Source organism: Rathayibacter rhapontici, from assembly GCF_001995175.1.
Classification (GTDB): Bacteria; Actinomycetota; Actinomycetes; order Actinomycetales; family Microbacteriaceae; genus Rathayibacter.
Genome location: NZ_MUKN01000001.1, coordinates 89,972 through 111,901 on the forward strand (window position 1 = coordinate 89,972; position 21,930 = coordinate 111,901).

A 21,930-nucleotide genomic window follows, 5' to 3' on the forward strand; every position below is an offset into this window, starting at 1 on the left:
CGCTCACGATGACCGACAGATGTCGAGGTCGAGTAGGCCGCCCGCGGCCGTATCGAGACCTGACCGTCCACCGAGGCGCGACCCTCACTGGGTCGCATCTTCGACTCGAACGCGACAGCGGCCCCCACCCGCCCGCGCACCACCACCTGACACCCAGCGCGACCGCCGCCCCGTCCCACCCGGGGCCCGGACCCACCTGAGAGACCAGAGATCATGGCAGACGAACCCACCACCCCCACCTCTCCCGACGACGGCGAGGACATCGTCACCGAGACCGGTGTGGTGATCCACGGGCACGACAAGATCGAGCCCGTCGACCTGCAGCTCGAGATGCAGCGCTCGTACCTCGACTACGCGATGAGCGTCATCGTGGGCCGGGCCCTGCCCGAGGTGCGCGACGGCCTCAAGCCCGTGCACCGCCGCGTCATCTACGCCATGTACGACGGCGGCTACCGCCCCGACAAGGCGTTCTCGAAGTGCTCGCGCGTCGTCGGCGACGTCATGGGCCAGTTCCACCCCCATGGCGACTCCGCCATCTACGACGCCCTCGTGCGCCTGGTGCAGCCGTGGAGCCTCCGCTACCCGCTCGCCCTCGGCCAGGGCAACTTCGGCTCCCCCGGCAACGACGGTGCTGCGGCACCGCGGTACACCGAGACCAAGATGGCCCCGCTGGCCCTCGAGATGGTCCGCGACATCGACAAGAACACCGTCGACTTCCAGGACAACTACGACGGCCGCACCCGCGAGCCCGCGATCCTCCCCGCGCGCTTCCCGAACCTGCTGGTCAACGGCTCGGTCGGCATCGCGGTCGGCATGGCCACCAACATCCCGCCGCACAACCTCCGCGAGGTCGCGTCCGGGGCCAAGTGGGCGCTCGAGAACCCGGAGGCGTCGCGCGAGGAGCTGCTCGAGGCGCTCCTGCAGCGCATCAAGGGACCCGACTTCCCCACCGGTGCGCAGATCCTCGGCGTCCGGGGCATCCAGGACGCGTACCGCACCGGCCGCGGCTCCATCACCATGCGCGCCGTCGTCTCCATCGAGGAGATCCAGGGCCGCACCTGCCTCGTCGTCACCGAGCTGCCCTACCAGGTGAACCCCGACAACCTGGCGATCAAGATCGCCGAGCTCGTCAAGGACGGCCGCGTCTCGGGCATCGCCGACATCCGCGACGAGACCTCCGGACGCACCGGCCAGCGCCTCGTCGTCGTGCTCAAGCGCGACGCGGTCGCCAAGGTCGTGCTGAACAACCTCTACAAGCACACCCCGCTGCAGGAGAACTTCGGCGCGAACATGCTCGCGATCGTCGACGGCATCCCGCGCACGCTCTCGCTCGACGGCTTCATCCGCGCCTGGGTCGACCACCAGGTCGAGGTCATCGTCCGCCGCACCCAGTACCTGCTCGACGAGGCCGAGGCGCGCATCCACATCCTGCGCGGCTACCTCAAGGCGCTCGACGCGCTCGACGAGGTCATCGCGCTCATCCGCCGCTCCCCCACCGTCGAGGAGGCGCGCGACGGCCTGATGGAGCTGCTCGACATCGACGAGGTGCAGTCGCGGGCGATCCTCGACATGCAGCTGCGCCGGCTCGCCGCGCTCGAGCGCCAGAAGATCATCGACGAGCACGACCGCATCCAGGCCGAGATCGAGGACTACAAGTCGATCCTCGCGAGCCCGGAGCGCCAGCGCAGCATCATCTCGGACGAGCTGGACGAGATCGTCGACCGCTTCGGCGACGACCGCCGCACCGAGATCCTCTTCGGGTTCGACGGAGACATGAGTGTCGAGGACCTGATCCCCGAGGAGGAGATGGTCGTCACCGTCACCCGCGGCGGGTACCTCAAGCGCACGCGCAGCGACTCCTACCGGGCGCAGCACCGCGGCGGCCGTGGAGTGCGCGGGGCCCAGCTGAAGGCCGACGACATCGTCGAGCACTTCTTCGTGACCACCACGCACCACTGGCTCCTCTTCTTCACGAACACCGGACGCGTGTACCGCGCCAAGACGTACGAGCTGCAGGAGGCGAGTCGCGACGCGAAGGGCCAGCACATCGCGAACCTCCTCGCGCTGGAGCCGGGTGAGCAGATCGCCCAGATCCTCGACATCCGCGACTACGAGGCGGCCCGCTACCTCGTGCTCGCGACGCGCGACGGACTGGTGAAGAAGACGGCGCTGTCCGAGTACGACACCAACCGCTCCGGCGGCATCATCGCCATCAAGCTGCGCGAGGGCGACGAGCTCGTCTCGGCACTGCTCGTCGACGAGGACAGCGACGTGCTGCTGGTCTCCCGCAAGGGCATGTCGATCCGCTTCACCGCATCCGACGAGGCGCTGCGTCCGATGGGCCGCTCGACGTCGGGAGTGCGGGGCATGTCGTTCCGCGGCGAGGACCGCCTGCTCGACGCCAACGTCGTCAGCGACGAGGGCTTCGTGTTCATCGTCACCGAGGGCGGCTACGCGAAGCGCACCGCGGTCGACCAGTACCGCCTGCAGAACCGCGGCGGACTGGGCATCAAGGTGGCCAAGCTCGAGGAGAAGCGCGGCGATCTCGTCGGCGCGATCATCACGGGAGAGGACGACGAGGTGCTCGTCGTCCTCGCCGGAGGCAAGGTGGTACGCTCTGCCGTGGCCGAGGTACCGGCCAAGGGTCGCGACACCATGGGAGTCTCTTCGCACGATTCGCAGAGGACGACCGCATCATCGCACTCGCCAAGAACACCGAACGCAATCTCGACGCCCCGGACGAGGATCCCGACGCCGCAGCGGCGTCCTCCGACTCCGACCCGGTGTCGGAGGAGGATGGGTCCGTAGATGAGTAGCACCGTCGCCGAGAAGCTCGCCAGGAAGTCAGCGAAGAGCCCGGCGGCGAAGCAGGTCCGCCTGAAGCTCGTCTACGTCGACTTCTGGTCGGCCGTGAAGCTCTCGTTCCTGCTCGGGCTCACGCTCGCGATCATCACGATCGTCGTCGTCTACCTCGTCTACACCGTGCTCGCGCAGACCGGTGTGTTCGACCAGATCAACGGCCTCGTGCAGGAGATCGCCGGCGCCGACGCGTTCGATCTCAACGCCATCATCTCGCTGCCGCAGATCATGGGCTTCGCGGTCGTCGTCGCTGTGCTGAACACCATCGTCACCACCGCGCTCGGTGCGATCGTGGCGCTGCTGTACAACCTCAGCGTCAAGATCACGGGCGGTCTGCTCGTCGGCTTCACCAACCAGTGAGCCGATCGGGTCCCGCCGCGCGCGGGACCCACGGCCCGATTGGGATTCTGACGCCGCGTCGGGTAGAGTCTCATCTGGCCATTTCGGGGGTATAGCTCAGGCGGTTAGAGCGCTTCACTGATAATGAAGAGGTCCCAGGTTCAAGTCCTGGTACCCCCACCCGTGCCGCTCGGCCCGTCACCTCACGGTGGCGGGCCGTTCGGCTCTCGGAGACGGATCGCCCCGTCTCCGGCCCGGGGCCTTAGCTCAGTTGGTAGAGCGCCTGCTTTGCAAGCAGGATGTCAGGAGTTCGAATCTCCTAGGCTCCACACTCCCCCTCCGTCCTCTCCGCCCGTCGCGTCGAGCAGGGTGTCACGGGCCCTCGCAGGCCAGGCCGAGGAAGTTCTCGACCGAGAGGACCTCGCCCGTCTCGTCGCGGACGTCTCCGACGATGACCTCGCCCACCGACAGGGTGTCGAACTGCTCGGCGTGGAACACGACCGGGCGGGCCGACATCGACCTGTCCTCGGCGTAGGCGCCCAGGGAGTAGTCGACACCGGGGGCGAAGCGCTCGATCACCGTGTCCGCCGGCCAGACCGTGCGGCCGACGAGGTCCGTCGCTCCGAGATCGACCACCGTGTCCGGGGACGCCCACCGGGTGATGCGGCGCAGGCCGTCGCCGACCAGCAGGGGGGCGGAGTCGTCGACCGCGAGATCCAGGCCGTCCACGACTCCGGAGCACACCACGACGATGCCGATCACCTCGCCGCGCTGACCGCCGCGGCCCAGACCCACCGTGGCGCTCGACTCGCGCTCGCTCGAGCAGCCCGAGAGCGCCGGCACGGCGAGGGTCACCACGGCGAGCACGCCGCTCAGGACCGCGAGCCGATGCCGCATGGGACCTCCTGCCGCCACCCTACGGGGCGACGTCGGGCGCGGGGTCCGGGAGGGCGCGCGCCAGGGCGGCGAGGGCCTGGGGGAGCGACGGCGCTCCCTCCGCACGGAACACCGCACGGCCGTCGGCGGTTCGCACGACGACGGTCGGCGTCGAGCGGATGTCCTCCGCCTCCGCCTCGTCGGGCCGGAACGCGACGTCGTACTCCCGCAGCTCGGCCGCGGGGACCAGCTCGACCGCGTGCTCCAGCACGGCGCGCGCAACGTGGCAGGCGCCGCAGAAGGCGGAGGAGTACAGCTCGACGATCACTCCGGGGACAACGCCCTGGACGCACCGCGGATTCCCCGACGGCTCAGCGGACGAGCCACGCCTCGTTCATGCCGAGCGCGACGTCGACGAGTTCGACCCGCTCGAGCGCCTCCACGTCGCCGAGCGGGAACCAGGACGCGGCGTCGGTCGATCCGTCGACCTCGTGCGTGAGCTCGCCGCCCGTGATGCGGGCCCGGTAGACGACGCGGATCGCGTGCAGGGGGCCGGCGGCGGGGTCGCTCCGCCGGTGAGCCGGGATCACGTGCGAGTCGACGCCGATCAGGGCCTCGAGCTCGGCGTGGTACCCGGTCTCCTCGAAGATCTCGCGGACTGCGGCGTCGGCCGGGGACTCGCCCTCGTCGATGCCGCCGCCCGGCAGGGTCCACGCCTGCCACGGGCCCTGGCTCCAGTGCGCGAGGAGCATGCGGTCGCCGTCGATGATCACGCCGTACGCGGCGACCCTGATGTCCACTGCAGAAGCCTATCTCCGGACGATTCCGGGCATGCGGCAGGCCCGGACCCCGCGATGCGGGACCCGGGCCGGACGATGAGGATCAGGAAGCGGTCGAGGCCGCGGACTGAGCGGCGCTGGCCGGCTCGTCCTCGGCGACCCACAGCTCGTCGTCGGCGCGGAAGGTCTGCCAGACGGCGTAGCCGATCCCGCCGACCGCGACGAGCGCGGCGCCGATCGCGAAGACCGTGCCGACGTTCGACTTCTTCTTGGGCGGAGTGGTGAGCTCCTCCCAGCGCGCCTTCGAGATCTCGGCGAGCTTCGCGCGGTTCTTCGAGTCCTTCGCAGCCTCGAACGCGGCGGCGGCAGTGCCTCCGACCGCGGCGAAGGTCGGGACGACCTTGTGCAGAACGGTGTCACGAGCGGAGGAGTACGTGCCCTCGACGGCGTGGACGCCGTTGTCGTAGACGGGCTTCACCCGCGACTGGTACGTGTCCTTCGCGAAGGGGACGAGCTCCTTCTTCGCGTACTTGGCGGCGTGAGCGCGGCTCTTCTCGAGAACGGAGGCGGCGTGCGCCAGCACCTCCTGCTGCTCACTCCAGACCGCCTCGGCGTTCTTGCGGAGGCGCTTGAGATCCTTCTTGTGCTTACGTGACAGACCCATGTGGTCCTCCATCGGCTACGAGCAGCGAACTCCTCAATACTGCCACTCATCGATCCGGCTCCGCATCGCGCACCCAGCGCATTGACACCGGGCACAGGGGACCCCTACATACGTGCTGTGCGACAATCTCCCCATGCCTTTGCACACCGCAGTCGCGACGTTCCACACCAACAAGGGCGACATCGTCGTCAACCTCTACGGGAATCACGCTCCCAAGACGGTCCGCAACTTCGTCGGTCTCGCGACCGGCGACATCGAGTGGACCCACCCGGCCACCGGCGCGAAGACGAAGGAGCCGCTCTACAACGGCACCGTCTTCCACCGCGTGATCCCGGACTTCATGCTCCAGGGCGGCGACCCGCTCGGTCAGGGCATCGGCGGCCCGGGCTTCCAGTTCGACGACGAGATCAACCCCGAGCTCGACTTCACGCAGCCCTACATCCTCGCGATGGCGAACGCCGGCAAGCAGGCGGGCCGCGGCACCAACGGCTCGCAGTTCTTCATCACCGTGGCGCCGACCACCTGGCTCCAGGGCAAGCACACGATCTTCGGTGCCGTCGCCGACGACGCCTCGAAGCAGCTGGTCCAGTCGCTGTCGACCGTCGCCACCGACGGCCGCGACAAGCCGCTCGAGGACGTCGTCATCGAGAGCGTCGAGATCACCGAGGTCTGATCCCCTCTTCCCCCTTCTCCCCGAGGGCCGGATCCGTCTGGATCGGCCCTCGTTCTCCCCGGAGGCGAATCCGTGACCCAGGTCCCGCCGACCAGCGCGTACGCGTGCTACCGCCACCCCGATCGGCAGAGCTTCGTGCGCTGCCAGCGGTGCGGACGCACGATCTGCGGCGAGTGCCAGACGCCCGCCCCGGTCGGAGTGATCTGCCCGGACGACATGGCCCAGCAGCGCGCGGAGGCCCCGCGCACGCGCAGCCCCCTGGTCTCGAGGGTCCGCGCGATGACCCGCGCCGATCAGCCCACGGTCACCTACGCGATCATCGCCCTCTGCGTGCTCCTCTGGATCCTCGAGATCCTCCCCGTCGTCGGCAACCTCGTCCTCGGCGGGCTCGCCTACGTCCCCGCCTACACGCTCCCCGGCTTCGGCGCCGGGTTCGAGCCGTGGCGGATGCTCACCTCGGTCTTCCTGCACAGCACATCGGTCTTCTTCGTCATCCCCTTCCACCTCGCGCTGAACATGTACACGCTGTGGATCTTCGGCATGGCGCTGGAGCGGATGCTCGGTCGCGGCCGCTACCTCGCGCTCTTCCTGCTGAGCGGATTCGCCGGCTCGGTCGGCGTGCTCCTGCTCGCGGGTCCGCTCACGACGGTGATCGGCGCCTCCGGAGCGATCTTCGGACTGATGGGCGCCTACCTGGTGATCCTGCGGCACCTCGGCGGCCAGGCGTCGCAGCTGCTGGTGCTCGTGGGTCTCAACCTCGTCATCGGGTTCCTCCCCGGGATGAACGTGGCGTGGCAGGCGCACGTCGGCGGTCTCGTGGCGGGTGCGCTGATCGGGCTCGTCTTCACCCGGACCCGCCAGCGGTCGCAGCGGCGGACGCAGAACCTGCTCGTCGGCCTGATCGGGCTGGGTCTGGTCGCGATCACGGCGGGGGCCTACGTCCTGGCATGAGCCGAGTGGTGACCTGATGAAGGGGTTACGTCGGAGGGGTGTCCTCGTACCGGTGGTGCCGGTGGGTCTCGATACGCCGCGGTGCGGCTGCTCGACCAGCTGAGGGGCGCGGGGGCGTTGTCGGACGGGCCGCTCCGCCGGTGGGAGTCCTGCTGATCGAGCAGGGCGCGGACCGGCCGTCTCGAGATCCGTCCGACCCTGCACGCGGGGGCGTAACCGGCTCGGAGGGTTCGTCCACAGGTGCTGTGCACAGGTGGGGAGAAAGTTATCCACAGGGTTGTTAACAATGGGGAGAACTACGCGGATGTGATTCCGCGCGAGCCCGGCGACGGATGGAGCGGCCCCCGATCCTGCCGCGTCAGGCCGCGGATCGAGTCGCGCGGCCCCGGGTTCCCGCGGATCCCCGCGGCGCCGCGCTCTCTCCACAGGAGTTTGCACAGCTGGGGATAATTACAGCCGTGTAGTTCGCAGCAGACGCGCGACGACGACTGTCGCATCCCGGTCGTCGTCCGTCAGGACCTGCGTCGAGAAGCCCGAGGCGGTGAACGCGGCAGCACTCGTCGGAGCCTGCTCCCGACCCGACTCGATCACGACCGCACCGCCCGCTGCCAGCCAGTCGCCCGACTCGCGGGCGATGCGCCTGTGGAGTGCGAGACCGTCGCTGCCGCCGTCGAGGGAGACGGCCGGCTCGTGCAGCCGCGCCTCCGGCGGCATCAGAGCGATCGCCTCCGTCGGCACGTAGGGGGCGTTCACGACGACGAGGTCGATCCGCCCGCGCTCAGTGCCGGGCAGGGCGGCGAACAGGTCGCCCTCGAAGACCTCGCCGAACCCGTCGAGGGTGATCCGCGCGGAGGCGACCGCGGTGGGCGAGACATCGGCGGCGAGGAGCCGGAGGTCGCCGCGCTCGCCGGCCAGGGCGCGCCCGATCGCCCCGGAGCCGCAGCAGAGGTCGAGCACCGTCGTGCCCGGAGCGCTCTCCTGGAGCAGGCTCAGCGCCGCGTCGACCAGGAACCCGGTCCGCACGCGCGGCACGAACACTCCAGGATCGACGCGGACGCGCAGCCCCCGGAAGTCGACCCAGCCGAGGATCTGCTCGAGCGGCTCGCCCGACTCGCGGCGCCGCAGCAGGGCGTCGAGCTGCGCCTCGGAGGACGCCTCCGCCTCGATCAGCCGCGCCTCGTCCTCGGCGAAGACGCAGCCGGCTGCGCGGAGCCGGGCCACGGACGACGAACGCCCCGTCCGGGGAGCGGACGGGGCGTCGGTCATGCCGGGGGCGCGGTCAGCGCCAGCGGGTCGTCATCAGGAAGCCGATGAAGGCGATCCCGAAGCCGATGAGGATGTTGAGGTTGCCCAGATCGGGGATCGGCAGCAGGCCCTGGCTCACGTAGAAGACGATGATCCAGGCGAGTCCGAGCAGCATGAAGCCGAACATCACCGGCTTGAACCAGACCGGGTTGGGGGAGTTCTTTCCGGTCCGGGCCTCGTCGCGCTCCGGCTTCGGGCTCTTCGTCGCTCGTGCCATGCCGACCACTGTACCGGGCGGAGCCCTCCGACCGGGAGCAGGCCGACCGCCGGCTCCGTCCGAGACGGCTTCTCGGGGTTCTCCACAGGCCCTGCAGGGCTCTCCCCAGGGTCGCGGGAAGCCGGGGGAGCCGCGGGAGACCGCCGATTAGACTCGACCCATGTCAGCCGAGCAGCCCGTCGAAGCGTCCACGCGGGCGCGATCCCGGCGCCGCGCTGCGCGCCCGCGCCGCCGGCTGTCCTTCTTCGGGGTGCTCGGCGAGCTGCTGATGACGGCGGGCGTGCTCGTCCTCCTCTTCCTCGGCTGGCAGCTGTGGTGGAACGACGCGGTGATCGCCGGTCAGCAGACGAACGAGGCGGCGGAGCTCCGGCAGAGCTGGGGCGAGCCGGTGCCCGCGCCCGCTCCGACGCAGGCCGAGTCCCTCGCCCCGACGGACTTCGGGGCTCCTGTCGTGTCGACGGTCGCGGCGACCGACACCTCGTTCGGCAACCTCTACATCCCCCGCTACGGCGAGGGCTGGGTGCGGACGATCGCCGAGGGGGTGGACGCGGCGAACGTGCTCGACGAGGGCAGCATCGGGCACTACCCGGGAACGCAGATGCCGGGCGAGGTCGGCAACTTCGCTCTGGCGGCCCATCGCAGTGCCTACGGGGGCGGCATGCACCTCATCGATCAGCTGCAGCTCGGCGACGCCATCTACATCGAGACGGCGGACGGCTGGTACACGTACCGCTACCGCAACCTCGAGTACGTGCAGCCCTCGGACGTTCAGGTCATCGATCCGGTGCCGTGGTCGACCGACGTGGCGCCGGCCGACCGGCTGATCACTCTGACCAGCTGCAATCCGCTGTACTCGACCGCGGAGCGGATCATCGCGTACGGCGTGCTCGAGTCCTGGCAGCCGCGCTCCGCGGGTGCGCCGGCCGAGCTCGCTCCGACGCTCGATCAGGAGGGCTGAGGTGTACGCAGCACTGTGGCGCGTCCTGCCCGGACCCTGGTGGGTCCGGCTCGTCCTCGTCCTCGTCCTCGTGGCGGCCGTGCTGGCCGCCCTCGCCGAATGGGTGTTCCCGTGGGTGCAGTCGATCGTTCTCGATCAGAACGTCACCGTCGAGGAGTGACCGGCCGGCGGTCGCCTCGGATCCTCGTCGTCGACAACTACGACAGTTTCGTCTTCACCCTGGTCGCGTACCTCCGCGAGCTCGGAGCGGACGTCGAGGTCGTCGAGGGGGCCGAGCTGTCGCCGGCGGAGGCGGTACTCCGTGCCGAGGCGGTCGACGCGGTCCTCGTGTCGCCCGGGCCGGGCCGGCCCGAGGACGTCCCGACGTCGGTGGCGCTGGTGCGGCACTCCGTCGCGACCGCGCATCCGCTGCTCGGCGTCTGCCTCGGTCACCAGGTGATCGCGCACGCCCTCGGCGGCCGAGTGCGCGAGGCGCCGGAGCTCCTGCACGGCCGCACCTCGCCGTCGAGCACGAGGGCGACGGGCTGTTCGCGGGGATCCCCTCGGGCTTCGAGGCCATGCGGTACCACTCGCTCGCGGTCGAGCGGGAGTCGCTGCCGCCCGAGCTCGCGGTGACCGCGACGACCGCGGACGGCGTGGTGATGGCGCTGCGCCACGTGTCGGTCCCGGTGGTCGGGGTGCAGTTCCATCCGGAGTCGATCCTCACGCCGTCCGGGCGCGTGCTGCTCGGGAACTGGCTCGCCTCCGTCGCCGTCACCGCCGCTCCGTCTCTTCGCGACCCCGGCCCGAGAGACTCGATGTCCAACTGACCCTCGGACGGGGGTCGTCGAGACGCGCCACTCCTCCAGCGGGAGCCGCCGTTGATGCGCTATGACTGTCGGTTAGAGCTGCTGGATCCGCAGAAACACGGCCTTCGGAGATCCTCCGGAACAGCGATGAACTCGCCGGTGGTGGCGTGTTTTGACGGGTCCGCGGCGGAAGGTGCGGTACCCCTTCCCGGCATAATCGGAGGACAGCGGGCAAGGGGATTGACTGCTGGAACGACTCATCCGGGGGCGACGATGGTGGAACAGGTCTCGTGGGAGTACTCCGGGATACGCGAGGTCGAGACGCTGGGACCTCGGGTCGTGGTGAAGCCGGGCACGGTTCCGCGCTTGACGGGGTCGGGCTTCTCGGCGAGCGGCGTGCAGGTGGTCCTGATCACCTCGTCGCCCATGCGCGTGCTCCGGGGGACCTGGAGCGCCGACGACACGTCCGTGCTCACGTTCTCGTTCCTGCTCGAGGGCTTCGTCCGGATGGTCGGACCGGAGCGGACGACGCTCCTGCGGCCCGGGTCGATCTCGTACCAGCCGGGGACGACGACGTTCACGACGGAGTCGACGACCCCCGTCTCGATGCTGCAGATCTCGATCCGGGCCGACGAGATGCGCCGCTACGGCTTCGACACGAACGCGGGCGTCTACGCGCTCGATCCCGATGCCCGGACCACGCGGGCCGCCTCGGCGTTCACGACGGCGTTCGTCCTCGCGGCCGAGTCGGGCACCGGACTCCCCGGTGAGGCCGAGCTCGCGAACTTCGTGCACGTCGTCAAGCAGCTCCTGGTCAGTGCGTTCCTCGCCTCGCAGGGGGCGCGGGCCGGTGCCACGAGCGTCCGCGCGGCGACCCTGGGCCGCGCCAGGACCGTGATCGACCGCACGCACAGGACGCCGCGGTGCACTCCGGAGGCCGTGGCGGACGCGGTGAACGTCTCGACCCGCTCCCTGCAGCGGCTCTTCGAGGACGCCGGCACCACCGTGGCCAGTGAGATCGAGCTCGCCCGGGTCGCCAGCGCCGTCGAGCTCCTGCGTCGCCGTCCGCGCGAGGTGCCGCTCGAGATGATCGCCGCCGCGTCCGGGTTCTCGTCGGCCGACCACCTCCGTCGAGCGCTGAAGCGCAGGGAGGGCCTGACTCCGAGCGACATCCGCGGCGGCGTGCCGTCGTCCTCGGACCGCGTCGTGCGACTCGAGCAGCCGTTGGCCGACGCGCGCCGCGCGTAGGGCACGCGCCGGCGCGGTGCCGCCGGCGCCGCTCGGTGGTCGGGGCGGCTCAGCCCGCGCAGTAGCCGAGCTCGATGGTGGAGCCCTGAGGGACCTCTCCGGGGGCGGAGGACTGCGTGGTCACCGGCGGGTTGGTGCGGCGCACCGACTCGCACGTCTCATCGGGCGCCTCCTCGCCGACGAGCTGCAGATCCTCGTCCTCGAGGGCGGCGAGGGCGGCGCTCAGCGACAGGCCGACGAGGTCGGGCAGCACGACGGTGCCGGAGGAGACGACGAGGTCGACGGGGGTCCCCGGCGCGGCCTGCTCGCCTCCGGACGGAGCGCTCGAGATCACGATGTCGGCCGGCACCGTGGGCGAGTTCGTCCGGGTCTGCGACCCCTCCTCGAACCCCGCCGCGGTGAGGGTGGCGATCGCATCGGAGAGGGCGCTGCCCGCGGTCGCCGGGACCTCGACCGGTTCGGCGCCCTGCGAGACGAAGACGCGGATCACCGTGTCGGGGGCGACGATCGTCCCCGATCCGGGATCGGTGCGGATCACCTCGCCCTCGGGGACGGAGTCGCTGAACTCGTCCACCTCGCTCGGCACGAGATCGAGGGCGGTCAGCGTCGACTGCGCGCTGTCGTAGCTCGTGCTGGTCAGGGTCGGGACCTCCCGCGACTGCGACGGGAGGGTCGTGGACGGCTGCAGGGTGAGCACCCAGATGACGAGAGCGGCCACGATCACGGCGAGGACGACGATCGACGACCAGATCCACAGCACCGGCGGACGGCGCTGCGTGCGGACGATCGAGTTGTCCTCGGCCAGCTGGCGCAGGGCCAGCTCGGAGTCGTTCATCCCGCCCTGGCCGCGGGCGGCGAAGAGGGAGGTGGTCAGCTCGTCGATCGGGCGGTGATCGGCCAGCCGGCCGGAGGCGGCGTCGCGCAGATCGTCGCGGAACTCGGCCGCGCCCTGGAAGCGCTCGTAGCGGTCCTTCGACAGCGCGCGGGCGACGATCGAGTCGAGGGCGGGACTGACCGCGGGATTGATGGAGCTCGGCGCGGGCGGCGTCTCGCTCACGTGCTGGTAGGCGACGGCGACCGGGGTGTCGCCGCGGAAGGGCGCACGACCGGTGAGGAGCTCGAACAGCACGATGCCGGCGGAGTAGAGGTCGCTGCGGGCGTCGACCTGCTCGCCCTTCGCCTGCTCCGGCGAGAAGTAGGCGGCGGTGCCGAGGATCGCGGTGGTCTGGGCGACGGTGGCCGCGGAGTCGGAGACGGCCCGGGCGATGCCGAAGTCCATCACCTTCACCTGACCCGACGGGGTCAGCATGATGTTGCCGGGCTTGATGTCGCGGTGCACCACTCCGGCCCGGTGCGAGTACTCGAGGGCGGTGAGGATGCCCTCGGTGATGCGCACGGCCTCGTCGACGTCGACCGGGCCCTCGGCGATGACGTCCTTGAGCAGGCGCCCCTCGATGTGCTCCATGATGATGAACGGACGCCGCGACTCGGTGCCCTGCTCATCGACGCTGACCTCCTCGCCGGCGTCGAAGACGCGGACGATGGTGGGGTGCGACATGCGCGACGCGGCCTGCGCCTCCTGGCGGAACCGCAGTCGGAAGGCCGAGTCGGAGGACAGCGAGAGCTTCAGCTCCTTCACCGCGACCGTACGTCCGAGGCGGGTGTCGGTGCCGAGGTAGACCTCGGACATCCCGCCGCGACCGAGCCGGGGCCCGACCTGATACCGTCCCGCGATCAGGCGACCCTCTTCCGTCACGCGTACGCTCCCGCCCTGATTCCGTCTGGCAACGGCCCCCGCAGGAGCCACGGCAAGTGTACCCGCGGGCCCGCAGCGATCCCGCGGGGCACGACGGCCGGGACGACGACGGGCCCGGAGGATCGCTCCTCCGGGCCCGTCGCGGACTCGCTCGTGCGGCCTACTCCTCGGGCGGGCTGGAGGGCGACGAGGTGGCCGAGTTCGATCCGGTCGGGGTCGGCGTCGGAGTCGGGGCGGGGGCGTCGACCGCGACCGAGAGGGTCGGCGAGGCGGCCGACTCCGTCTCTCCGCAGATCACCGTGTAGGTGATGTCGATGGCGCCCTCCGCCGGGCCGGCCTGGATCGTGGCGGTGGTGGAGTTCGACGGGTTGGTGCTCGTGACGGAGGCGCCCTCACCGGTCGCCGTGACGCGGTAGCCGGTGACCGAGGTGCCGCTGGGGCACTGGTTGTAGTTGGTCCACGTCACGTTGAAGGTCGCACCGGCGTCGACGCTCGAGGCGGCGGGAGTGACGGTCGGGACCGCGGTGGGAGCATCGGGGGTCGCGACGTCGAGGTACACGGAGACCCGGATCGTGGTGCCCCTCGCGACGTTCGCCGTGGGGGTGAGGGCCGACACCGTGCCGACCTGCTCGCCCGTCGCGGCGTTCGGGCCGTCGACGCGCTCGACGCCCATGCCGAGTGCGCCGAGCTCCGCTTCGACGTCCTCGAAGGGCCGGTCGATGAAGTCGTCCTCGTTGATGGGGACGAGGTTCGAGGTCTGCGTGGGGGTCGGCGTGGGCGTCGGGGTGGGGGTCGGCGCCGGCGTCTGGCTCTGCGTCGGAGCGGCGGTCGGCTCCGGGTCGCCCCCGTCGCCCGTGGTCAGCGCGAAGATCGTGCCGCCGATGACGACGGCGAGGATCACGATGAGGGCGAGGAGCGGCCAGGTCCACGGGCTGCGCTTGCGCTGCTCCTGGAACTCGTCCGGCTCCTCCGCGGCGCCGACGAGGGAGCCGGCCGCGAAGGCGGTGGTCGTGTTCGAGGGCAGGACGGTCGTGGCCTGCGTGGCTCCCGCGGCCGACGGCAGGACCGTGGTCGCCTGCGTGGCCGGGAGGTCGCCCGCGACGGCGGGGACCGCGAGGGCGGCGCCGCGGACGCGCCGGTGCGGAGGGCCTGCGCCGCGCGGGCGAGGTGCGCGGCGGTGGCGGGCCGATCGGCGGGCTTCTTGGCGATGCAGGAGTACACGAGGTTGCGCACCGGCTCGGCGACCGTGACCGGCAGCTCCGGGGGAGTGTCGTTGATCTGCGCCATCGCGATGGCGACCTGCGACTCGCCCGTGAACGGGCGGCGCCCGGCCAGGCACTCGTACGCGACGATGCCCAGCGAGTAGATGTCGGTCGCGGGCGACGCGGGCTGGCCGCTGGCCTGCTCCGGGGACAGGTACTGGACCGTGCCCATGACCTGGCCGGTCGCGGTGAGCGGGACCTGGTCGGCGATGCGGGCGATGCCGAAGTCGGTGATCTTGACGCGGCCGTCGGGCGTGATGAGCAGGTTGCCCGGCTTCACGTCGCGGTGCACCAGGCCGGCCGCGTGGGCCGCGTGCAGCGCCAGCGCGGTCTGCGCGACGATGTCGAGGACCTTGTCGGTCGAGAGCACGCGCTCGCGCTCGAGCACGGTCGACAGGGCCTCGCCGGGGACGAGCTCCATGACGAGGTAAGCCGAGCCGTCCTCCTCGCCGTAGTCGTAGACGTTGGCGATGCCCTCGTGGTTGACGAGCGCCGCGTGCCGGGCCTCGGCGCGGAAGCGCTCGAGGAATCCGGGATCGCCGAGGTACTCGTCCTTCAGGATCTTGATCGCGATGGTCCGGCCGATCACCAGATCGGTCGCCTGCCACACCTCGCCCATGCCGCCGATGGCGATCCTGGACTGCAGCTCGTAGCGTCCCCCGAAGGTGAGGCCTGATGTGGGTCTCATTTGTTCAGCACCGCCTCTAGTACCTGTTGTGCGATGGGTGCGGCGATCAGGTTGCCGTACCCGGTCTGGCCGAGTCCCCCGCCGTCCTCGACGAGGACGGTGATGGCGTACTGCGGATCGTCCGCAGGAGCGAATCCGGTGAACCAGAGGGTGTAAGGGTCGTCCCTGCCGTTCTCGGCGGTGCCGGTCTTACCGGCCACGGTGACGCCTCCTATTGTTGCATTCGTCGCCGCGCCGTCCTCGACGCTGGCGACCATCATCGCCTCGACGGCGTTCGCCGTCTCCTCGCTCACGGCGCGGCCCAACGGGTCCTCCTGGAACTGCTCGAGGACGCTGAGGTCCTGCGAGCGGATCACGTCGACGAGACTCGGGCGCATCACTTCGCCGCCGTTGGCGATCGCCGCCGAGACCATCGCGATCTGCAGCGGGGTGGCGCGCACCTCGTACTGGCCGAAGGCGGTCAGCGCGGTCTGCGCATCGTTCTCGGTCGCGGGGTAGGTGCTGGCCTCGACCGACATCGGGATCTCGAGCTCGGTGTCGAAGCCGAACTTCTCGGCGGTCTCGCGGATCGCGTCGGAGCCGAGCTCGACGCCCATCTCGGCCATCGGCACGTTGCACGAGAGCTTCACGGCCGTCGCGAGAGTGACGGTGTCGCCGGGACCGCAGAGGCCGCCTCCGGAGTTCGTGACCTGCGTGCTGGTGCCGGGCAGCGTGTACGCCTGCTGGTTCGGGAAGCTCGACTCGGGCGTGAAGCGGCCCGACTCGAGCGCGGCGGAGGCGACAACCAGCTTGAAGACGGAGCCGGGCGGGTTCAGCGAGCCGCCGATGGCGCGGTTGATCAGCGGGTTCTCCGGATCGTCGTTCAGCGCCTGGTAGGCCGCCAGCACCTCGTTCGTGTCGTGCGAGGTGAGCGCCGTGGGGTCGAAGGTGGGCTTGGAGACCATCGCGAGGATGCGGCCGGTGGCCGGCTCCGTCACGACGACCGCCCCGGTGTAGTCGCCCAGCGCGTCGAACGCGGCCTGCTGGGCGACCGGGTCGATCGAGAGCTCGACCGACGCGCCCTCGGGATCCTGACCGGAGACCAGGTTGTCGATCTCGTCGAAGAACTGCGAGTTCGAGGTGCCCGAGAGGTAGTCGTTGAGCGAGCGCTCGATGCCGGTGGTGCCCTGGCTCAGGGTGAAGTAGCCGGTGACGCCCGAGTAGAGCGGCCCGTTGGCGTACTGGCGCTGGAACTTGTACAGGTCGTCGCTCGGCACGGAGGAGGCGATCGGCTGGCCGCCGACGAGGATCGCCCCGCGCTCGGTCGAGAAGCTCTCGTAGAGCGTGCGGGTGTTGCGCGAGTCCTCGGACAGCGCGTCCGCCTCAATCACCTGGATCGTGGTGGTGGAGAGGAAGAGGGCGACGAACATCGTCAGGACGACGATGCTCACGCGCTTGAGTTCACGGTTCATCGACGGATCACACCACCAGACGGGGCTGGCTGCGGACTGTGTCCGAGAGGCGGAGGAGCACGGCGACGATCATCCAGTTGGCCACGAGCGACGAGCCGCCGGCCGCGAGGAACGGAGTCGTGAGACCCGTGAGCGGGATGACGCGGGTGACGCCTCCGATCACGATGAAGCACTGCAGCGCGATGACGAACGAGAGGCCGACGCCCAGGAGGCGGCCGAAGTCGTCCTGACCCGCGAAGCCGATGCGGAAGCCGCGCGAGACGAGCAGGAGGTAGAGGCCGAAGATCGCGAAGATCCCGGCCAGGCCCAGCTCCTCGCCGAGGCTCGCGATGATGTAGTCGGACTGGGGGACCGGGGTGATGTCGGGCATGCCCTGGCCCAGGCCCGTGCCGAGCAGGCCGCCGTGCGCGAGGCCGAAGAGGCCCTGCACGAGCTGGAAGCTGCCGCCGGGATCGGCGCTGTAGCGCTCGGCGCTGAAGGGGTCGAGCCAGTTCGAGAAGCGGTTGCCGACGTAGTCGAGGGTCTGGCTGGCGAAGATCGCGCCGCCGAGGAACAGGCCGACGCCGATCAGCACCCAGCTCGTGCGGCCGGTGGCGACGTAGAGCATCACCAGGAAGAGGCCGAAGTAGAGCAGCGCCGTGCCGAGGTCGCGCTGGAAGACGATGACCGACATCGACACGGCCCAGACGACGAGGATCGGGCCGAGGTCCCTCAGCCGCGGGAAGCGCATCCGGAGGAACGTCTTCCCGACCATGGAGAGGGAGTCGCGGTTGCGCACCAGGTAGCCGGCGAAGAACACGGCGAGGGCGATCTTCGCGATCTCGCCGGGCTGGAAGCTGAAGAAGTCGCCGATGCCGATCCAGACGCGCGCGCCGCTCACCTCGCGCCCGATGAAGGGCAGCAGCGGCAGCAGGAGCAGCACGATGGCGACGAAGCCGGCGACGTAGGTGTAGCGGAACAGGAGGCGGTGGTTGCGGATGACGACGAGCACCACGATCGCCGCGACGATCGCCAGACCGCTCCAGATGATCTGGCGGACGGCGACCGACTCCCAACCCGTGGCGCCGTCGGCGATGTCGATGCGGTAGATCTCGGCGATGCCCAGCCCGTTCAGGACCGTGGCGATCGGCAGGAGGAACGGATCCGCCTCCGGGGCCGCGAAGCGCAGCACGACGTGCACGACCAGGACCAGCGCCGAGAGACCGGCGCCGAAGGACACGAGCGTGGTGTCGACGGCGCCCAGCGCGCCGAGCTGCACGAGCAGGATCGCGGAGGTGTCGATCAGGCAGGCGCCGATCAGCAGCAGGAGCTCGAGGTTGCGCAGCTTCTGCGTGAGGAGGCGGGGGCGCCGGCGCTCGGCGGCCGCGGGGGCGGTGGTCGCGGTCACGGGGCTCCGTTCGCGTCGGTCAGGCGCTCGACGATGTCGACCGCTCCGGCGTAGGACTCGGCGTTGATGGTCTGCTCGAGCTGCTCCACGTCGTACTCGCGGAGGGAGTCGAGCGGGATGCCCGTGTCCTCCTTGACGCTCGAGAGCGAGAGCGGGCCCACGGACTGCTGGATGCCCTGGTAGATGATCACCGTGTCGCCGTCGGTGCCGACGTAGAAGCGGGACTGGGTCCAGTCGTAGGCGAGCAGCACGCCGAGGAACCCGGCGATGAGGACGAGCGAGAGGCCGACGAGCCAGGTGATCCGGCGGCGCAGGTGCCGGCGGCGGTCCTCCTCGATCAGCTCGTCGAGGTAGTCCTCGGACGCGGGCTCGAAGTGGGTGGGGCCCTGCGCGGCGGGCGCGCGGGTGTGCAGGCGCAGGCCGGGGATCCGCAGGCGGTTCTGCGAGTCGTCCGTGCTGATCGGAGTGGGGGCCGCGGCGGAGCCGACGATCACCGGCTCCGGGATCGGCACGAGCACCTGGGCGGTGTCGTTCTCGCCCGGCACGTCCAGGATCACGACGGTCACGTTGTCGGGCGCGCCGTGCGCGAGGCTGTCGCGGATGAGGCGGTCGGCGACCTGCTGCGCCGACTCGCCGCGGGACAGCTCCTTGAGGATCTCGTCGTGCGGGACGACGCCCGAGAGGCCGTCGGAGCAGATGAGCCAGCGGTCGCCCGGCTCGGTCTCGAGGGTCAGCGTGTCGATCTCGGGGTTCGTGTGGACGTCCCCGAGCACCCGCATGAGGACGGAGCGGCGCGGGTGCGTCATCGCCTCCTCCTCGGTGATGCGGCCGGAGTCGACGAGGCGCTGCACGAAGGTGTGGTCGGTGGTGACCTGCTCGAGCTTCCCGTCGCGGAGGACGTAGATGCGGGAGTCGCCGATGTGCGCGATGGCGACCGACTCGCCCACCCGGGCGATCGCGCTGACGGTGGTGCCCATGCCGGTCAGCTCGGGGTGGTCGATGACGGCCTCCGCGAGCAGGGCGTTCGCGGCGAGGAGGGTGCGCTTGAGCTCGTCCTCGGCCTCGTACGTCGACGCGTAGGCGCGGTCCGCCTCCGCGATGCGCTTGATGGCGATGGAGGACGCGACGTCGCCGCCCGCGTGCCCGCCCATCCCGTCGGCGACGACGAAGAGCTGCCGGCCCGCGTAGCCGGAGTCCTGGTTGTTGGAGCGGATGCGGCCGACGTGCGACACGGCGGCGCTCTCGCGCGCCGCGCCGACGGCGCTGTCAGGAGTGGAGGTCACGGGCTGCCTACGACCGTCGCAGTTCGAAGGTGGTCGTGCCCACCTTGACCGGGGTGTTCAGCGGCACCTTCGTCGGGGCGCCGACCCGGCGGCCGTCGAGGAACGTGCCGTTGGTGGAGTCGAGGTCCTGGATCATCCACTCGTCGTTCCAGATCAGCAGGCGCGCGTGGTGGGTCGACGTGTAGTCGTCGCGGATCACCAGCGTCGACTCGGAGGAGCGGCCGATCGTGAGCGGCTCGCCGGAGAGCTCGAGCTCGGTGCCGCGCTTGGGACCCGAGGTGATGACGAGTCGCTGCGCCGTGTGGACCGTGGCGACGCCTCCGGAATCGGTGCGCTCGGCCGCGGCCTCGCGGGAGCGGCGGGCCGACGGGGCCTGCTGCTGCACGGGAGCGGGCTGCTGCTGCGGGGCCGACGGCTGTGGCGCGGACTGCACGACGGGCTGGGCGGCCGTGACGAACGGCGCGTCGTCCTGCTGGGCGGTCGGGGGCATCTTGCGCACGCGCTGCCCGAAGAGATCCGAGCGCAGCGCGTAGACGATGCCGAACACGAAGAACCACAGCAGCGCGAGGAACGCGATGCGCAGGAGGAAGAGGGTGAGCTCGCTCATAGCCGGTCGTCCCAGAATCCATCGGAGGCGCGTCCGGAGCGACCGGACGGCGAGCGGTCGGCGCGCGCGGGTGCGGCGCCCTGCACGAGGCGGAACACGATCGACGTGCGTCCGATCGTGATGGTCTGCTCGGGCGAGAGGACGGCCTGCGTCACGGGCTTGCCGTCGAGCTTCGAGCCGTTGGTGGAGCCGAGGTCGTGCACCTGGGCGCGCGAGCCGTCCCAGAGGATCTCGACGTGCTGGCGGGAGGTGCCGGAGTCGTCGACGGTGATGTCGGCGTCGGCACCGCGACCGATGACGGTGCGGGACTTGGTGATCGGGTGGCGGCGGCCGGCGATGTCGACGACCGGCGTGTAGGCGACGGTGCCCTTGACGCTGCGGGAGTCGACCTCGACCATGCCGTCGCTCAGCGAGCCGTCGGAGGCGAGGCGGATGTCGATCGGGCCCGGGAAGCGGTAGCCCTGCTTCTTCGCGTGCTCAGTGGCGACGGTGGTGAGCTCGTCGATCAGGGTGGCGCCCATCCGCTCCATGCGGGCGAGGTCGGCGGCGGACATGCGCAGGGTGAGGCTGTTGGGTACGAGGATGCGGTCGCGCGTCACGACGGCGGCGGTGGTGTCGAGCTCCCTGCGGAGCGCGGACGCGAGCTCGACCGGCTGCAGCCCCGACTTGAAGGTCCGCGCGAACGCGCCGTTGACGACGCGCTCGAGTCCCTTCTCGAAGTTGTCCAGTATGCCCACAGTCTTCCGATCTTCCGTTTCGTCGCCTTCTCGGCGGTCGCGCACGGATCGAGGTGTCTGCGCGCTCACGTGGCTTCCGTTGTCGTCTGCGCCGCGCACGGCTACGGGCATGTTACTGGGATGCTCTGGATACGGGCTCCTCGGGGCGTTTTCGTGGGGTGGGCGGGGGGCGCGGACCGGGTCGCGTCGGTAGGGTGCGCCTCGACCCGTCGCGGACGAACGGTCGTCGGTGCTCATCCGGCGCGAACGGCCGCTGGGGACGCCCGTGAGCGGCCGTTCATGCCGGATCGGCGGAGTGCTGCCTGCGACGCGCAGGTCGGTCGGTGGGGGCGAGTTCACGGGTGGGCGCGGAGGGTGGTAGTCTTTCTCGTCGGTGCTCAGGCATCGTGGTGAGCGCGAGTGGCGGAATAGGCAGACGCGCACGGTTCAGGTCCGTGTGCCCGAAAGGGCGTGGGGGTTCAACTCCCCCCTCGCGCACCAGCAGAAGACGAAGCCCCCGATCGGATGTCCGGTCGGGGGCTTCGTCGTTCGCGGAGCCCGCGCGATCAGGAGTGGCCGCGGACGCGGTGGACGCGGGCGGTGGGTGGGCGGCGGGGTCGAGCGGGCCCTCCTCCGGGAACTCGACGAGGCGGTCGTCCTTCCGTGGCGCACCACGGCGAGGACCCCGCGTGGCGCGTCGTGCGCGGGACCGGCACCTCGCGGAGGGACAGCGGACACCGGGGGACGGGCGGGCGTTCACCGGGCGGACGCCGGCGGGCGCGATGCTCGGCGGGTGATCCCGCTGCGTGCCGATGTGACTCCGCTCGACGCCCTCGCCCTGCCCGTGCTGCTGCGCCGGCTGCGCGGGCACCGGCACGTCCAGGTGGACGCGCAGCGGTTCCTCGCGATCGTCCCGGGGGTGGGCTCGACCCTCGTCACGGCGGGGCCGGTGCTCGTGCTCGACGTGATGACGGAGCACCGGCGGCTGCTGCCGCTCGTGATCGACGCGCTCGAGACGGAGCTGCGGCGCGACGGGTTCGGCGAGCGGATCGCGCTGCGCTGGAGCACGCCGGACATCGTGCCGGTGCCGTTCCGCTGAGGACGCGGCTCGGGTCTCGCGGGA

At 70.6% G+C, this 21,930-nt stretch carries 20 protein-coding genes, 3 tRNA genes and 3 pseudogenes; 12 read left to right on the forward strand and 14 right to left on the reverse strand.

Annotation, left to right across the window (positions count from 1 at the left end; all coding sequences use genetic code 11):
• Positions 1–213: 213 nt before the first annotated feature.
• The 4 genes and pseudogenes from gyrA (at position 214) to B0T42_RS00450 (ending at position 3,527) form a co-directional block, all read left to right on the forward strand.
• A pseudogene (gyrA, locus tag B0T42_RS00435) lies at positions 214–2,816 on the forward strand (DNA gyrase subunit A).
• Positions 2,809–3,219 carry a DUF3566 domain-containing protein gene (locus tag B0T42_RS00440; RefSeq protein WP_077221487.1) on the forward strand — a complete coding sequence of 137 codons (411 nt, stop codon included), beginning with the start codon at positions 2,809–2,811 and terminating at the stop codon, positions 3,217–3,219. Before gyrA ends, B0T42_RS00440 begins: the two are co-directional and overlap by 8 nt.
• Before the next feature lie 85 nt (positions 3,220–3,304).
• Positions 3,305–3,378 (forward strand) — tRNA-Ile (locus B0T42_RS00445).
• Between the two features lie 76 nt (positions 3,379–3,454).
• Positions 3,455–3,527: transfer RNA gene (locus tag B0T42_RS00450), tRNA-Ala, on the forward strand.
• Positions 3,528–3,570: 43 nt separating this feature from the next.
• Here B0T42_RS00450 and B0T42_RS00455 read toward each other — a convergent pair.
• The 4 genes from B0T42_RS00455 to B0T42_RS00470 all read right to left on the reverse strand — a co-directional run bounded on the left by B0T42_RS00455 (position 3,571) and on the right by B0T42_RS00470 (position 5,517).
• A complete protein-coding gene (locus B0T42_RS00455; RefSeq protein WP_077221488.1) occupies positions 3,571–4,095 on the reverse strand; it encodes a hypothetical protein in 525 nt (174 codons plus the stop codon).
• 19 nt (positions 4,096–4,114) lie between these two features.
• Positions 4,115–4,402, reverse strand: a complete 288-nt coding sequence (locus B0T42_RS00460) for a thioredoxin domain-containing protein (protein WP_077221489.1) — start codon at positions 4,400–4,402, stop codon at positions 4,115–4,117.
• Between the two features lie 43 nt (positions 4,403–4,445).
• Complete coding sequence (locus tag B0T42_RS00465; RefSeq protein WP_077221490.1) at positions 4,446–4,874, reverse strand: NUDIX hydrolase; 429 nt, start codon at positions 4,872–4,874, stop codon at positions 4,446–4,448.
• An 82-nt stretch (positions 4,875–4,956) separates the two neighbouring features.
• Positions 4,957–5,517, reverse strand: a complete 561-nt coding sequence (locus tag B0T42_RS00470; RefSeq protein ID WP_107573956.1) for a hypothetical protein — start codon at positions 5,515–5,517, stop codon at positions 4,957–4,959.
• 133 nt (positions 5,518–5,650) lie between these two features.
• Between B0T42_RS00470 and B0T42_RS00475 the strand changes: the two genes are divergently transcribed.
• Positions 5,651–6,190, forward strand: coding sequence for a peptidylprolyl isomerase (locus tag B0T42_RS00475; RefSeq protein WP_056868835.1), 540 nt, complete (start codon positions 5,651–5,653; stop codon positions 6,188–6,190).
• Positions 6,191–6,262: 72 nt separating this feature from the next.
• On the forward strand, positions 6,263–7,141 hold the full coding sequence (locus B0T42_RS00480) for a rhomboid family intramembrane serine protease (RefSeq protein ID WP_077221491.1): 879 nt from the start codon (positions 6,263–6,265) through the stop codon (positions 7,139–7,141).
• A gap of 450 nt (positions 7,142–7,591) precedes the next feature.
• Here B0T42_RS00480 and B0T42_RS00485 read toward each other — a convergent pair whose 3' ends face one another.
• Positions 7,592–8,362, reverse strand: coding sequence for a putative protein N(5)-glutamine methyltransferase (locus B0T42_RS00485; protein WP_342418181.1), 771 nt, complete (start codon positions 8,360–8,362; stop codon positions 7,592–7,594).
• A gap of 58 nt (positions 8,363–8,420) precedes the next feature.
• Entirely contained in the window at positions 8,421–8,663 is a 243-nt protein-coding gene (locus B0T42_RS00490) for a cell division protein CrgA (RefSeq protein ID WP_077221549.1), read from the reverse strand.
• A gap of 160 nt (positions 8,664–8,823) precedes the next feature.
• On the opposite strand from B0T42_RS00490, the gene B0T42_RS00495 reads away from it, so the two are divergent.
• The 3 genes and pseudogenes from B0T42_RS00495 to B0T42_RS00500 all read left to right on the forward strand — a co-directional run bounded on the left by B0T42_RS00495 (position 8,824) and on the right by B0T42_RS00500 (position 10,430).
• Positions 8,824–9,621 carry a class E sortase gene (locus B0T42_RS00495; RefSeq protein ID WP_077221493.1) on the forward strand — a complete coding sequence of 266 codons (798 nt, stop codon included), beginning with the start codon at positions 8,824–8,826 and terminating at the stop codon, positions 9,619–9,621.
• Between the two features lies 1 nt (position 9,622).
• A complete protein-coding gene (locus B0T42_RS20405; protein WP_173892266.1) occupies positions 9,623–9,781 on the forward strand; it encodes a hypothetical protein in 159 nt (52 codons plus the stop codon).
• Positions 9,778–10,430, forward strand: a pseudogene (locus tag B0T42_RS00500) (anthranilate synthase component II). Before B0T42_RS20405 ends, B0T42_RS00500 begins: the two are co-directional and overlap by 4 nt.
• 236 nt (positions 10,431–10,666) lie before the next feature.
• Here B0T42_RS00500 and B0T42_RS19785 read toward each other — a convergent pair.
• Positions 10,667–10,885 (reverse strand): hypothetical protein, encoded by a 219-nt coding sequence (locus B0T42_RS19785; protein WP_158077991.1) that lies wholly within the window; start codon positions 10,883–10,885, stop codon positions 10,667–10,669.
• Between B0T42_RS19785 and B0T42_RS00505 the strand changes: the two genes are divergently transcribed.
• Positions 10,878–11,657: a helix-turn-helix domain-containing protein gene (locus B0T42_RS00505; protein ID WP_158077992.1), complete on the forward strand. Its 780-nt coding sequence runs from the start codon at positions 10,878–10,880 to the stop codon at positions 11,655–11,657. The genes B0T42_RS19785 and B0T42_RS00505 overlap by 8 nt on opposite strands.
• A gap of 49 nt (positions 11,658–11,706) precedes the next feature.
• On the opposite strand, the gene pknB is transcribed toward B0T42_RS00505, so the two are convergent.
• The 7 genes and pseudogenes from pknB to B0T42_RS00540 form a co-directional block, all read right to left on the reverse strand.
• Entirely contained in the window at positions 11,707–13,464 is a 1,758-nt protein-coding gene (pknB, locus tag B0T42_RS00510; RefSeq protein WP_342418182.1) for a Stk1 family PASTA domain-containing Ser/Thr kinase, read from the reverse strand.
• A gap of 109 nt (positions 13,465–13,573) precedes the next feature.
• A pseudogene (locus tag B0T42_RS00515) lies at positions 13,574–15,363 on the reverse strand (protein kinase domain-containing protein).
• Positions 15,360–16,814, reverse strand: coding sequence for a peptidoglycan D,D-transpeptidase FtsI family protein (locus B0T42_RS00520; protein ID WP_077221496.1), 1,455 nt, complete (start codon positions 16,812–16,814; stop codon positions 15,360–15,362). The pseudogene B0T42_RS00515 and the gene B0T42_RS00520 overlap by 4 nt, the downstream one beginning before the upstream one ends.
• A gap of 7 nt (positions 16,815–16,821) precedes the next feature.
• Entirely contained in the window at positions 16,822–18,201 is a 1,380-nt protein-coding gene (locus B0T42_RS00525) for an FtsW/RodA/SpoVE family cell cycle protein (RefSeq protein WP_077221497.1), read from the reverse strand.
• A complete protein-coding gene (locus tag B0T42_RS00530) occupies positions 18,198–19,484 on the reverse strand; it encodes a Stp1/IreP family PP2C-type Ser/Thr phosphatase (RefSeq protein ID WP_077221498.1) in 1,287 nt (428 codons plus the stop codon). The genes B0T42_RS00525 and B0T42_RS00530 overlap by 4 nt, the downstream gene beginning before the upstream one ends.
• 7 nt (positions 19,485–19,491) lie before the next feature.
• Positions 19,492–20,091 (reverse strand): FHA domain-containing protein FhaB/FipA, encoded by a 600-nt coding sequence (locus B0T42_RS00535; protein ID WP_077221499.1) that lies wholly within the window; start codon positions 20,089–20,091, stop codon positions 19,492–19,494.
• Complete coding sequence (locus tag B0T42_RS00540) at positions 20,088–20,828, reverse strand: FhaA domain-containing protein (RefSeq protein WP_077221500.1); 741 nt, start codon at positions 20,826–20,828, stop codon at positions 20,088–20,090. Before B0T42_RS00540 ends, B0T42_RS00535 begins: the two co-directional genes overlap by 4 nt.
• Before the next feature lie 393 nt (positions 20,829–21,221).
• Here B0T42_RS00540 and B0T42_RS00545 point away from each other — a divergent pair.
• Together B0T42_RS00545 and B0T42_RS00550 are read left to right on the forward strand one after the other, a co-directional pair.
• Positions 21,222–21,308: transfer RNA gene (locus B0T42_RS00545), tRNA-Leu, on the forward strand.
• A gap of 292 nt (positions 21,309–21,600) precedes the next feature.
• A complete protein-coding gene (locus tag B0T42_RS00550) occupies positions 21,601–21,906 on the forward strand; it encodes a hypothetical protein (protein WP_077221501.1) in 306 nt (101 codons plus the stop codon).
• Positions 21,907–21,930: the final 24 nt, after the last annotated feature.

Coding starts and splice junctions, on each gene's coding strand:
- B0T42_RS00440 (WP_077221487.1), top strand. CDS start 2,809: ATGAGTAGCACCGTCGCCGAGAAGCTCGCCAGGAAGTCAGCGAAGAGC.
- B0T42_RS00455 (WP_077221488.1), bottom strand. CDS start 4,095: ATGCGGCATCGGCTCGCGGTCCTGAGCGGCGTGCTCGCCGTGGTGACC.
- B0T42_RS00470 (WP_107573956.1), bottom strand. CDS start 5,517: ATGGGTCTGTCACGTAAGCACAAGAAGGATCTCAAGCGCCTCCGCAAG.
- B0T42_RS00475 (WP_056868835.1), top strand. CDS start 5,651: ATGCCTTTGCACACCGCAGTCGCGACGTTCCACACCAACAAGGGCGAC.
- B0T42_RS00490 (WP_077221549.1), bottom strand. CDS start 8,663: ATGGCACGAGCGACGAAGAGCCCGAAGCCGGAGCGCGACGAGGCCCGG.
- B0T42_RS00495 (WP_077221493.1), top strand. CDS start 8,824: ATGTCAGCCGAGCAGCCCGTCGAAGCGTCCACGCGGGCGCGATCCCGG.
- B0T42_RS00520 (WP_077221496.1), bottom strand. CDS start 16,814: ATGAACCGTGAACTCAAGCGCGTGAGCATCGTCGTCCTGACGATGTTC.
- B0T42_RS00535 (WP_077221499.1), bottom strand. CDS start 20,091: ATGAGCGAGCTCACCCTCTTCCTCCTGCGCATCGCGTTCCTCGCGCTG.